12 protein-coding genes are annotated in these 10,329 nt (G+C 40.6%); 5 read left to right on the forward strand and 7 right to left on the reverse strand.

Annotation, left to right across the window (positions count from 1 at the left end; genetic code table 11):
* Nucleotides 1-145: 145 nt before the first annotated feature.
* The 3 genes from RMY16_RS02100 to RMY16_RS02110 all read left to right on the forward strand — a co-directional run bounded on the left by RMY16_RS02100 (nucleotide 146) and on the right by RMY16_RS02110 (nucleotide 2,804).
* Nucleotides 146-727: a carbonic anhydrase gene (locus RMY16_RS02100; RefSeq protein ID WP_322734979.1), complete on the forward strand. Its 582-nt coding sequence runs from the start codon at nucleotides 146-148 to the stop codon at nucleotides 725-727.
* An 82-nt stretch (nucleotides 728-809) separates the two neighbouring features.
* Nucleotides 810-1,772, forward strand: coding sequence for an ABC transporter permease (locus RMY16_RS02105; RefSeq protein WP_322734980.1), 963 nt, complete (start codon nucleotides 810-812; stop codon nucleotides 1,770-1,772).
* An 81-nt stretch (nucleotides 1,773-1,853) separates the two neighbouring features.
* Nucleotides 1,854-2,804 (forward strand): ABC transporter permease, encoded by a 951-nt coding sequence (locus RMY16_RS02110; protein ID WP_322668068.1) that lies wholly within the window; start codon nucleotides 1,854-1,856, stop codon nucleotides 2,802-2,804.
* Between the two features lie 38 nt (nucleotides 2,805-2,842).
* On the opposite strand, the gene RMY16_RS02115 is transcribed toward RMY16_RS02110, so the two are convergent.
* The 5 genes from RMY16_RS02115 to RMY16_RS02135 form a co-directional block, all read right to left on the reverse strand.
* Entirely contained in the window at nucleotides 2,843-3,346 is a 504-nt protein-coding gene (locus RMY16_RS02115) for a GNAT family N-acetyltransferase (RefSeq protein ID WP_322734981.1), read from the reverse strand.
* A 52-nt stretch (nucleotides 3,347-3,398) separates the two neighbouring features.
* Nucleotides 3,399-5,156 carry a peptide ABC transporter substrate-binding protein gene (locus RMY16_RS02120; protein WP_322734982.1) on the reverse strand — a complete coding sequence of 586 codons (1,758 nt, stop codon included), beginning with the start codon at nucleotides 5,154-5,156 and terminating at the stop codon, nucleotides 3,399-3,401.
* A gap of 20 nt (nucleotides 5,157-5,176) precedes the next feature.
* A complete protein-coding gene (locus RMY16_RS02125) occupies nucleotides 5,177-6,130 on the reverse strand; it encodes a D-2-hydroxyacid dehydrogenase (protein ID WP_322734983.1) in 954 nt (317 codons plus the stop codon).
* 285 nt (nucleotides 6,131-6,415) lie between these two features.
* A complete protein-coding gene (locus RMY16_RS02130; RefSeq protein WP_322734984.1) occupies nucleotides 6,416-6,589 on the reverse strand; it encodes a hypothetical protein in 174 nt (57 codons plus the stop codon).
* A 530-nt stretch (nucleotides 6,590-7,119) separates the two neighbouring features.
* Nucleotides 7,120-7,293 carry a hypothetical protein gene (locus RMY16_RS02135; protein ID WP_322734985.1) on the reverse strand — a complete coding sequence of 58 codons (174 nt, stop codon included), beginning with the start codon at nucleotides 7,291-7,293 and terminating at the stop codon, nucleotides 7,120-7,122.
* A gap of 129 nt (nucleotides 7,294-7,422) precedes the next feature.
* On the opposite strand from RMY16_RS02135, the gene RMY16_RS02140 reads away from it, so the two are divergent.
* On the forward strand, nucleotides 7,423-7,572 hold the full coding sequence (locus tag RMY16_RS02140; protein ID WP_322668062.1) for a hypothetical protein: 150 nt from the start codon (nucleotides 7,423-7,425) through the stop codon (nucleotides 7,570-7,572).
* On the opposite strand, the gene RMY16_RS02145 is transcribed toward RMY16_RS02140, so the two are convergent.
* Entirely contained in the window at nucleotides 7,569-8,033 is a 465-nt protein-coding gene (locus RMY16_RS02145) for a cupin domain-containing protein (protein ID WP_322734986.1), read from the reverse strand. The genes RMY16_RS02140 and RMY16_RS02145 overlap by 4 nt on opposite strands.
* Nucleotides 8,034-8,615: 582 nt before the next feature.
* Here RMY16_RS02145 and RMY16_RS02150 point away from each other — a divergent pair.
* On the forward strand, nucleotides 8,616-8,987 hold the full coding sequence (locus tag RMY16_RS02150) for a four-helix bundle copper-binding protein (protein ID WP_292776694.1): 372 nt from the start codon (nucleotides 8,616-8,618) through the stop codon (nucleotides 8,985-8,987).
* A 710-nt stretch (nucleotides 8,988-9,697) separates the two neighbouring features.
* Here the strand turns inward: RMY16_RS02150 and RMY16_RS02155 are convergent.
* The gene (locus RMY16_RS02155) at nucleotides 9,698-10,117 is read right to left on the reverse strand and encodes a hypothetical protein (protein WP_322734987.1); all 420 of its coding nucleotides are present in this window, start codon (nucleotides 10,115-10,117) and stop codon (nucleotides 9,698-9,700) included.
* Between the last annotated feature and the right edge of the window lie 212 nt (nucleotides 10,118-10,329).

The raw sequence follows: 10,329 nt of genomic DNA on the forward strand, positions 1-10,329 counted from the left end.
ATTTGTGGCACATTACTCTTTATCAAATAGCAAATTTCTATCGATTTACTGTAGTTTAAGCTGGTAATTTTATCGAAACTAAAGTCAATAGGTAGAAATTTAGCTTTCAGTTTGCTAATCGAGTGCTTGCCTACACATACTAAAAATGAGCCAAATTATAGAAGAAGTTCTGGCAGCTAATCTTACTTACACTGAAAACTTCGGTGATAAGGGTAATCTCACCATACCCCCATCTCGTCGGTTTGCAATTCTCACTTGTATGGATGCTCGACTTGACCCAGCTCAATTCGCTGGATTAGCTGAAGGGGATGCTCATGTAATTTGCAATGCAGGTGGACGTGCTAGCGATGATGCAATTCGCTCTTTAGTGATTTCTTACAAGTTACTTGGTACTCGTGAATGGTTTGTAATCCATCATACTAATTGTGGAATGGAAACCTTCACAAATGAAATCATCAGTAATTTACTTGCTAGTAGCCTCAAAACAGCCAAACTGGATGAAACAGGTTGGTCTGATATTGGGTCTGGGTCGGGATCAAGCGAAGGCAAGTTTATTAATTGGCTGACTATTGATGATCTCGCCAAAAGCGTTTATGCAGATGTGCAAAGAATTCGTTTGCATCCATTAGTTCCCCTTGAAATTCCTATTTATGGTTATATTTACAATGTCAAAACAGGGCAATTAATTGAAGTTACTGAAGCTACAAAAGTTGGTCAAGTTGGGTAGTTTCATCATCTCGACTTGGAAGTGCAGAATAAAAATATTAATCCCCAGTCTCTTCAAGGATACAGCAGCGAATATGGGGTCAATGAGTAAATATTTAATCAATCGATTACTAATTGCTATTCCGACGTTAATTGCCATCAGTGTTGTGATATTTACTATCCTGGCATTAGCACCAGGCGATCCAATGGGCGAATTTGCCTTGAATCCTTCCATCACAGCTGAAGTTCGGGAAAATATTAGAAAATCTTTAGGTTTAGATCAACCAATTTATATCCGCTATGTCAAGTGGTTTACCGCTTTTATCAGTGGAGATATGGGCTATTCCTTTACTAGCCGCAGTCCTGTAATTGGTTTAATTCTCCAACGGATACCGACAACCTTGTGGGTGGTTGGTTCTGCTTATCTTCTTGGTATATTGCTGGCCATCCCTTTAGGCGTAATTTCGGCTCTCAAACGCAATACTATTGTTGATACAGTTTTGACTACTTTAGTTTTTTTTGGGTTTTCTTTACCAACATTTTTTACAGGATTACTGTTTATTATTATTTTCAGTATCCAGTTAAAATGGTTCCCTTTTATCTACAATAGTACTTTACAGGTAACAGATTGGCAGAGTTTGATCGCTCAAATTAAACAATCTATTATGCCTATTTGTGTATTAGGAATTTGGCAAACAGCAATGCTGATGCGTTTTGTGCGTTCAGAGATTTTGGAAAATATCCATCAAGACTATGTGCGTACTGCTTATGCTAAGGGATTACCGAAATTTTTGGTTATCAATCGTCATGTTTTGCGGAATGCGTTAATTCCTGTAGTTACATTGGTAGCCTTAGATATTCCAAGTGTCTTTACAGGCGCTTTAGTGACAGAAAAGGTTTTCCGGGTTCCGGGTATAGGTGCTTTATTAATTGATTCTATTTATAAGAATGATACACCAGTAGTCATGGCAATTACTTTTATATACGCAATTTTGATTGTTATTTTTAACCTAATTGCAGATATTCTTTATGGGTTATTAGATCCTCGTGTCAAGTATACAAAATAGCTAAAAAATTCCAAATTAATAAAAAATAGAGTCCTTACTCTGGCTGTTAGTAGTATACAAATTAAATGTAGAACATCTTTTATGTTGAAGCGATCGCCTAATCAAAGTTCAGAACCATCCGAATTTTTAGTTTCTCCAACACCAACCAATCTTTCTAAGCAAGAAACCCTCACACAAGAAGCATGGCGCAAGTTTCGTCGTAATCGTCAAGCTATGTTTGGGATTGTAGTCTTGCTAATTATAGTGTTAAGTGTTTTGTTTGGGCCATTTATTTATAATATTCCCCTCAACAAAATTGACTTTGCTCAATCGACTCTTGGCCCTAGTTGGGCACATCCATTTGGTACTAATGATTTAGGTCAGGATATATTAGCGAGAGTTTTGTATGGCGGACGAATATCGATCGCAGTCGGAATTTTTTCGATGTTAGTAGCCATGAGTGTCGGTACACTGATTGGCGCACTTGCTGGGTTTTATGGCGGCTGGCTGGATATTGTTTTGATGCGTTTGACAGATTTGTGTTTAGCTTTACCACGACTGCCATTATTATTACTAGTTATATTTTTGTTTCGGGATGCAATTAAGGCGATCGCCGGGCCAGAAATAGGTATATTTGTGTTGATAGTACTCGTGATTGGTGGACTCAACTGGATGTCTGTGGCTAGATTAGTGCGAGCAGGCTTTTTGACAGTGCGGGAGTTAGAATTTGTCACAGCAGCACGCGCCCTTGGTGCTTCCCCTGCACGGTTGATTTGGGTTCATATTTTGCCCAACGTCATTAGTCCCGTACTAGTTGCTGCTACTCTTTCAGTAAGTACTGCGATCGTTACCGAATCAACCCTGAGCTTTTTTGGTTTAGGTTTTCCACCTGATGTGCCAACTTGGGGACGAATGCTTAATGAAGGACAAAACTTTCTAGAATATGCTCCCCACATAGTTATTTTCCCTGGCACAGCAATATTTCTCACGGTGTTAAGCATTAACTATATAGGTGATGCTTTACGAGATGCACTAGATCCGAGATTATTGTAAATTCATGGAAACACAACACTATTATCACTAGCCTTCAATTACAATTTTTTTCTCATCCGAACAGATGGCATTTTTCGACCGGAACGCAAAATATGTTCTTCAAAACCTTCATTTATATAACCATTAACTTGATAAAACGGTTCAGCGTTGAGTGAAGCGTTCAAATGTAATTCCGACAATCCTCGCTCACGTGCTAAACGTTCTAACTCTTGAAGTATTGCAGTTCCCACTCCAGAACGCCCAAAACTCGGAGACACATACACTGCACGTAACTCACTATTGCTAACAACAATTGCACCGAATCCCACAATTTGGCTATTAATTTCTGCCAAGATTCGGGTTTCTTCTCCAATAACAGTATTATCTGCAAAAGCCTTAATTTTAGAGGGCGTAATTGGAGATGCCCAATCTTGAATAATTTCCTTTGGATAACACGATGAAGCAGTTCCATGAATTGCTGCTCGATGTACTTTTAAGACGCTCTCTGCATCTGATGGCAGACAACATCGTACTTTTATATTTGACTTTACAATCTCCGACATGATATTTTCCTCATGAAAGATTTCTCTGTTTTATTAAAAGTACTTTCGCTACTTACTTGAGTCGCCAATCTTTAATATTCCAGGTGCGATCGTCCCAAGGAGTTGAATCTATACCAGTGAGTCTGTTACTAACTCCATTAACGTTAGCGCGAGAAATTAGAGGAATTACAGCTTGCTCTTTAATTAACAAGTCATTCATCTGAAGAAATAATTGTCGGCGTTTTTGTGGGTCTAATTCTGTATTGGATTGCAACCAAAGCTTGTCATATTCAGGGTTACAGTAACGAGAAGTATTCGGTTTCGACCAATTATTTTTCTTCTGGGAAATCTCATTACAAGTCCACGCTTTCAGATAAGTACCTGGATCTGGGTTACTATTGCCACCACTAAACATTTGTAAATCAGCGTGAAAGTGAGCAAGAGTATCTGGGTTAGCAGGGTCACTAGAAAAGAAAATACTTGAATCGATACTTTTGAGTTCTACCCCCACGCCAATAGATGTTAGTGATTGTTTAATGATTTCCTGAGTTTTCTGGCGGACTGGGTTGACTGAAGTTTGAAACAAAACTTTGAGATCTACACCATTTTTATCCCGAATGCCGTTACCGTTGGTATCTTTCCATCCAGCTTCATCCAATAAAGCAGCAGCTTTTTTCAAGTCAAATTCAGATTTCGTATTAGGTGAATTATAAATATCTGGTGCTACCACGATATTTGTAACAGCACGACCAGTTTGACCATATAACTGTTGATTAATAGTGTCACGGTCAATAGCATAATTAAAAGCTTGACGCACTTTCAGGTCTTTAAAAAAAGGATGGGGGAACTCTATGCTAGAGCGTTCACCGTCTTTGGTTTGTTTGTTAGGGTCAGTTTGATTAATAGTAATCCGTTCCAAATAAGAACCGAAGACGATATCTAATCTACCTTTTCCTGCTGCCTCAAGCTGTTTCAGGATGGGAGCTTCTACTTGGAGGTTCCAGGCAAAATCTACATCTCCAGTCTGCAATACTGCTCTAGCAGCTGAAGTTGCATCTCCACCACCTTTAAGTTCTACTCGCTTAAAAAAAGGTTTATTTGCTTCGCGGAAAAAGGAATTAGCTTCATAGACAACAGTATCACCAGGCTTGAAGTCCACCACTTTGTAGGGACCAGTTGCTACAGGAAGTAGATTAGCTGGCGCTTCTCTGGCGTTGCTACCGTTGTATTTCTCAAATATATGACGGGGGATGATTGACCCATTGGAACTAATAAACGGCAATGACCAAGCTGGGTTAGGCTCCTGGAAATTGATTTTAACAGTATAGTCGTTCAAGGCTTCAACGCTTTTGACAGCTTGATAATTAGCAGCAGTGGTTGCACCTACAGCTGGATTACTAACAAATTGGTAGGTAAATACCACATCCGCAGCCGTAAATGGTTTACCATCAGACCATTTGACTCCTTGTTTGAGTTTCCAAGTCACTGATTTACCATCTTTTGCTACTCCACCGTTCTCTAAGGAGGGAATTTCTGCTGCGAGAAAGGGGATTAGTTGCCCATCTTTATCAAAGCTGGCCAAGGGTTCGTAAGTAATTCGGCTGGCTTCAAAGTCTTTGTTACCTTGAGCTAGATGGGGATTAAGAATAGTTGGTGCTTGCCAATAGAGAAGCTTTAAGGTATTACTAGCAGCACTAGCATTACTTGCGGCTGTTGGAGTAGAGGCGGTTAGAGATTGAGAATTTGGAGAAGAACAAGCAGTTAGTAACAAAATACTAAGTAACGACTGAGCAAAAATTTGACTCCTACTGAATTTATTAAATATGGTCATGTTGGATTGTCTCTAGCGGTTTAATATCCTGCTTGCTTATTGACTACATTCTGTAAGGGCTGACCAGCTCGGTAGCGCTCTAGATTATGGAGAAACAAGGCGGCGATGCGCCCTTTTAATGCTGGGGAAATTGCGGAAGTGTGGGGTGTGATCAACAGGTTAGGTAAAGACCACAAAGCACTTTCTGGCGGTAGGGGTTCAATAGAAACTGTGTCTAATCCTGCACCTGCAATCCAGCCTTCAGTCAGAGCTTTAGTTAATGCTGATTCATCTACAACCGCACCGCGACCAACATTAATTAAATAGGCATGACTGGGTAGCGATCGCAGCACTTTTTCATCAATTAAGCCTTTAGTTTCTGGCGTCAAAGGTGTCGCAATAATTATATAGTCAACTTCTGGCAATAATGCGTGCCATTCATCTGTACCAACGATTTTATCGAAATTGGGTAACGGTTCGGGACGACGGCGACCACCCCAAACTCTTGCCCCAAATGCTTTAGCACGAGATGCGATCGCCTGACCAATATTCCCAGTACCGAGAATTAACACAGTTGAATTTGCCAACTCTGGCAGTACCAACCAGCTTTTTCGCCAACTGCGTTGATCGTGAGCAACTTGCAGTTGCCGTAACTGCTTGGCGTGATAGAGAATCAAAGTCAATACAAATTCCGAAATCGGAATCGCATGAACCCCCGCACCATTAGTCAAAATAATATCGTGTTGGAGAAAAATGGGTGTGAGGATGTGATTCACACCCGCGCTAGGAGTTTGTTGCCAACGTATTCCAGGCGCAGCTGCCAGCACTCTATGTAGAGTAGTCGGCTTCAATTTGAACCCATTAAGATAAACTTCTGCATCACTAGCATCACTATCAAAATTACCATCACTATCTACCCGCACAAATCGTGTATCCGATGGTAAGTGTGGCTCAATCTCGCCAGCAAGCTCTATAGGTAGAATTAGTTTGACCACGGCTTAATCCTTCATAAAATTACTTTAATATCCTGCTGACTACTCATCTACCCAGCAATAACATTAGTTAGGTAGAGTAGACAGCGATTTGTTAACAGTCAACAGTCATAAGTGAATTGCTCTTCCTGCCTCCTGCCTCTTTCAAATACCCACTGGTTCAGGTTGCCTGACAGGAGGTGTTAAGCTAGCTTTGCCCAGTCCCAAATGGTCGCGCAGGGTCTTGTCTGTATACTCTTTGCGGAATAAACCCCGACGTTCTGAGGTTATACTACAGGTTGTAAGCGTTTAACCCTTGGTATCACCTCTGCGGCAAAGCGATCTAACTCCCGCACAAAGGGAGAGAACTGCAAAGAGCGATCGCGCTCTGGCATAACTGGCATCAAATGGATCTTCGGGTTGATTTAGCGGTACCCAGTTTCCATAGACCGGAATCCAAATTCCATATTGTGGTTCAGTCATGGTCGCTTTGCTCCAATTTCAATGAGAACTACCAGTTACAATCAGTTATTCAAAACATCTGCGATCGCTGCTTAATCCTAATTAAAAGGACTCTCAAAAGACTACAGGTTTTAGAGTCAAATATGCATTTTTTATGTTCATAAACAAAATTATGGTTTTCACGCATATTTTGTTTATTAAATAGACATTCAAAGAACTGGCATAGTTAAGCTATTTTCATAAACTACGATAAATCTATCGGTTTATAGATGTTAAATTATAAACTAGGAAACACTTTACAAGGCTAGATAAAGCAAGTCAAGCTTTTCTTGAAAAATCTCAGATTTTAGTGTTTGTTCTCGCTGTTTTCTTTACCATTGCCAATATGTCAATGACTTTGATCCGAGTTGGAGTTCTTTTTGCTATCTTCTCGTAGTGCGGGCAATACGGTTCGGTTAAAGGGTAAAGGGGAAAGGGGAAAGGTTTTGAATATATCCTTACCCCTTTACCCGCAAACCCATTCCCCAGATCATAAGGAAAGTGAAAAATGCTTATCCGAACCGTATTGGTAGTGCGGGAGCAAGTTGATTATAGTTACTGCTAGGTTTTAGCCGGGATAGGAGTTCTGCGGTTTCCATTGCCAACCAGGATAACCAGAGGCAAGCGATCGCCGATTTCTCCAAGCGCAATGCACCGCACATCAAGGGTATCTTGAATCTCACCATCCCCCCTGACGAGTTCCCAATCTGGATTTTAGGCAGTATTTCTCACAACTGGGACTGTCTATCGAATCGCGGCGGCCTGTTAAAGACGGCAAGCGGGTTAGATATTATCGGCTCAATACTGAGGATGTCGTGTTTGCTCAACAGGTGTTGCAGTACCGCCAAAGGCAACGGGAGGACAGGGAAACCAAACGCCAGGAGGAGCAGGAACGGAATCAGGCTTACGCAGCTAGAATGCAGATTATGTATGGGATAAACCCTGCGTCCACACCTGATAATTAAATTTCTACTGGTTCTTGATCAAATTTTCGCATCAATTCTACAAGAGCTTCCTTGTCTGGTGTTTGCCCATCCTTCAAAAGAAGAGCTAACCCTTCAAAATATTTTTCGCGTTCACCTGCTGGACAAAACATGATTAATAATTTTGCAGGCACAGTTCCTCGGTTAGCGAATGTATGAGGTGTATTACGTGGAACTAGCACAAATGCTCCTGGTTGTCCCTGCACTATCTGATTGCCAACTTGAATTTCTACTTCTCCTGACAAAACATAAAACATTTCCTCCATTTGTCGATGAATATGCAGCACTGGAGCAGTTCCACCTGGCTTTATTAAGTTTTCAAACAGTCCCAAGTGACCATGAGTATCGGCACCAACTACCTTAAATGTTATTTCACTATTCCCAGTAGTTAAATGATTACCTTGTCCTGGTGCTAATACAATTTCTTTAACTGGTAAACTCATCAATACTCCTACTTCTTAAAAGGTTATTTCTCAATCCTAATTCCGATAGTCAAGCATTTGTTCAATCAGTAGCAGATAATACCTGTATTATTTTTTATCCTCTCTCATGTAAGTTGTGAAAATTATTTTTTGTGAGGCACTTTTGTTTTAGGTGCGGTTTAAATTCCATTATAAATGATGAATTTTCAGACTATCTATCTTTAAATTAACATAAGTTAATAAACCTGAGATTAATATAATTTTACAAATGCTTGATCTCAGCATTCATTTGTTAAAAACCAATAACATTATTTTCGAGTTAAATTTAACTCTAACTTTTGATCCCCGACGTTAATTTAACTCATCAAAATAAACCCCACTTTAAAGCGAGGGTTTCTAAACCCTAATGTATAGTATTCCTCATAAAAACAACACTAAATAACTGTATAATTAGTTCAAATTCCCGGTAATTATATCGGGATAGTAGGCTTAAAAGTTCTGGATTAAAAACCCCATTGACTCTTTAAAAGGATAAGACTAATGTGATGAGTAGTCCTTTCAAGGACACTATTTTATGCATCAAACAATCAGGAGGTATTTCCGATGATGATGATGATGACTGAAACCATGACTCCAGAAATGCAGACTTGCATGGATGTTTGTATGGACTGTCATAAAATGTGCATGGAAACCATGACTCATTGCATGAGTAAAGGTGGTCAGCACATGGACAAGAGCATGATGAGCATGATGAGTATGATGCGCGATTGCTCTGAAATGTGCATGATGTGCATGAATATGATGATGAGCGGTTCTGAGTTCATGGAACGCACTTGTATGCTGTGTGCAGAAATGTGCGATCGCACTGCAATGGCGTGTGAGATGATGAGCGATGACGCAAAAATGATGGAATGTGCTGCTGCTTGCCGTAAGTGTGCAGAGTCTTGCAGAAGTATGCACATGATGCCCGCATAATTCTACGACAATCTAGCAGAAGTTTCTCTGCAACCTAATATTCAAGCGCTCAGACTCTTTACGGTCTGGGCGCTTGAAGTAAAAATTTAGTTTTACCCCACCCTAACCCTCTCCTTATAAAAAGGAGGGAACTGGATTTCCGGTTTCCCCCCTTATAAAGCTACGGTGTACACACAAGTCTGGAGTCGTTTACAAATCTGGTTTTTACCCCACCCTAACCCTCCCCGTATGCATTGGGGAGGGAATTAGATTTCCGGCTTCCCCCCAATGCATCGGGGGGATTGAGGGGGGTAATTTGACTTGTGTATACACAATAGACTTCTTGGCATTTGTCGGGGTAAAGGGGAAGGTGGGGCCCCCTCTGGGGATAAGGGGCGGGGGAAAAGGGTAAAAAAACTCAAAATCCTTTCCCTTTAACATGCACCCTTTTCCCTAAGAGTGCAAAAATATATTTTTGCAAGAGACTCCATGAGCTGCGCTCACAAGGAACAATGAAAATGATCTTGGAACGATTTTGCGTTGTTTCAGCCTCTATTTTCAAGGCAGGTCTAATAGCTTTTTAAGGGGGTTGCGGGGGATCAAAAGCCTGTGGCGTAACTTTAGAAGACTTGTGTGTACAGCATAGCCGACACGGAGAGGGGAGCAAAAGCTGAATTTTTAGCTACTCCTCCTTCTCCGAAACGAAGAGGGAGAGGTTCGTCGAACTCACGTTAAGTTACTGCTGTTTCTGTACTTTTGCCATTTGTTGTTGCCTGCTCTACATTTGGTGCGATCGCGCTTGTAGTCGGTTCAGTGTTAGATGCACGCTTATTACTCTTGCGCCGCTTTCCTCCCGCCTGGACATACTGCAAACTGTTTTTACCGTAGCGTGTCCTTACACTCATCAACATCTTTTCCGAATAACTGCTCAAATCTTCCTCTAGTAATTGAATTTGCCCCATCGCTTCATCTAGGGTAGAAAGCATTGTGTTGTAGCTTGATAGCTTGGTTTGCAAGGTTTGAATCCGCCTTTGATACTCCGTCAAACTCAAGCCATCACCAAATTCCAGCGTTTCACTAATCGATCGCATCCCCGCAATTCGTCGCGTTGCCTTATCCAATACCGTAGAACTGCGTTTCAATCTTGCCATATATGCGTCCGCTCCCAAAAAAATAGGTGCAAATTAATACATACTTATATTTCCACTTTAGCCATATGCCATTCCCATTGCCCTGAGCAAAAACAACCAAAAATACAGTATGGTCTAATATATATTCACTAATTACACTGATAAATTTATAGTATAAAGTATAAAATTGTATACGCCATTATTAAGTCCTTAATTTTTAATATTGTGTTGAA

The sequence above is a fragment of the Nostoc sp. DedQUE12b genome (assembly GCF_034530835.1).
Classification (GTDB): Bacteria; Cyanobacteriota; Cyanobacteriia; order Cyanobacteriales; family Nostocaceae; genus Nostoc.

Excerpts from the sequence above, each read along its gene's own strand:
- RMY16_RS02100 (WP_322734979.1), top strand. The coding sequence starts at position 146 with ATGAGCCAAATTATAGAAGAAGTTCTGGCAGCTAATCTTACTTACACT.
- RMY16_RS02105 (WP_322734980.1), top strand. The coding sequence starts at position 810 with ATGAGTAAATATTTAATCAATCGATTACTAATTGCTATTCCGACGTTA.
- RMY16_RS02110 (WP_322668068.1), top strand. The coding sequence starts at position 1,854 with ATGTTGAAGCGATCGCCTAATCAAAGTTCAGAACCATCCGAATTTTTA.
- RMY16_RS02115 (WP_322734981.1), bottom strand. The coding sequence starts at position 3,346 with ATGTCGGAGATTGTAAAGTCAAATATAAAAGTACGATGTTGTCTGCCA.
- RMY16_RS02120 (WP_322734982.1), bottom strand. The coding sequence starts at position 5,156 with ATGACCATATTTAATAAATTCAGTAGGAGTCAAATTTTTGCTCAGTCG.
- RMY16_RS02130 (WP_322734984.1), bottom strand. The coding sequence starts at position 6,589 with ATGACTGAACCACAATATGGAATTTGGATTCCGGTCTATGGAAACTGG.
- RMY16_RS02135 (WP_322734985.1), bottom strand. The coding sequence starts at position 7,293 with ATGGTGAGATTCAAGATACCCTTGATGTGCGGTGCATTGCGCTTGGAG.
- RMY16_RS02145 (WP_322734986.1), bottom strand. The coding sequence starts at position 8,033 with ATGAGTTTACCAGTTAAAGAAATTGTATTAGCACCAGGACAAGGTAAT.
- RMY16_RS02150 (WP_292776694.1), top strand. The coding sequence starts at position 8,616 with ATGATGATGATGATGACTGAAACCATGACTCCAGAAATGCAGACTTGC.
- RMY16_RS02155 (WP_322734987.1), bottom strand. The coding sequence starts at position 10,117 with ATGGCAAGATTGAAACGCAGTTCTACGGTATTGGATAAGGCAACGCGA.